Source organism: Campylobacter sp. CNRCH_2014_2849 (assembly GCF_025772845.1).
In the GTDB taxonomy this organism is placed as follows: Bacteria; Campylobacterota; Campylobacteria; order Campylobacterales; family Campylobacteraceae; genus Campylobacter_D; species Campylobacter_D lari_D.
The window spans coordinates 1-1,140 of record NZ_JAKMSW010000040.1 but is presented as its reverse complement, the minus strand read 5'-3'; the positions used below and the strand labels follow the sequence as shown (position 1 = coordinate 1,140).

The following is a 1,140-nucleotide window of genomic DNA, read 5'->3' as shown; positions in this document are numbered from 1 at the left end:
GAAGAAAGAATTGATACCTTTTTGGATTGCTTGCAAAGGGGATAGATAATAAGAGATGATGAAGTAGAGTAAAATGATACTTATGAAACTAGCTGCAATAACTGCAGTAATTTGAATATAGGCCATTTTCTTGCTAGATTCTTCTATGCTGTCTATATCTGTTACACTGCAGATAGTATCTGAATCTATTTTATCGCAAATAGATAATTTTTCTTTACCCATTTCATTAGTATAAAAAAATGCCTCGCCTGGTTTTGCTTTACTAAAAGCTTTAGCAACAATAGCAACATTTTTATTATCTTTGCCAAAATAGTTTTCATCGGTTGAAGCAAATGCAAACAATGCTTTATCAAAAACAAAAGATGAGCCTGGTAAATGTTTTAATCTATCTTCTAATTTCTTCACAGAAACATCGATAGCTAAAACCCCTATAAACTTACCATTTTTAGTTAAAGATATAGAATAGGTAAAAGTAGGAAGCCCCGTTGCTATATCTGTATAAATATCAGTTACATTCCAACCAGTTTTCTTTCTAGCTGCTATATAAAATTCTCTTGTAGTTGCATCATAATTTTGCTCTTTTCCATAAATTAAATAATTTACTCCTTTGGCATCGCTGTCTTTGTTACTTAAAACTAATTCCCCGTCAGGTTTTGCCAAATAAATAGCTTGATAATCGCCTATATCTTTTGCAGCTTTTAACTGAATTCCAACATCTTCTATTAATGTTTCTTCGTTGGCTAAAATTTCATATGGATGATGTAAAATACTTTGGGCAAATCTTTCTAATGCGCTTGAAGAGTTGTTGTAAAAATTTTGTGTTAAATTTTTTGCAGAAATAAGTTTATCTTGTTCTGCTTTTATAACTTCTTTAAACAGAGAGTCTTTTACAAAAACAAAAGTTATAATGCCTAAAATAAGTAGACAAAATATAGCAATAAAATTTGCTATGAGTGAGATTTTTATTTTCGCACTTTTCATTGGTTTTCCTTTTTATGTAAATTTGTAGTTATTTTTTTGAAAGTGAAAAAATTATCTCATAGGAGTATAAATTTAAAAAAACGATATATTAATAAAAAATTATCTATATAAATAATATTGGATAAATATAAATTTTATTAAAACACAATATAAAAAAAC

At 27.8% G+C, this 1,140-nt stretch carries 1 protein-coding gene; it reads right to left on the bottom strand.

What is annotated here, in order from left to right:
* Positions 1-981 (bottom strand): PDC sensor domain-containing protein (locus tag L8X33_RS08590; protein ID WP_263670499.1); only part of this gene is annotated, 981 nt, incomplete at its 3' end.
* Positions 982-1,140: the final 159 nt, after the last annotated feature.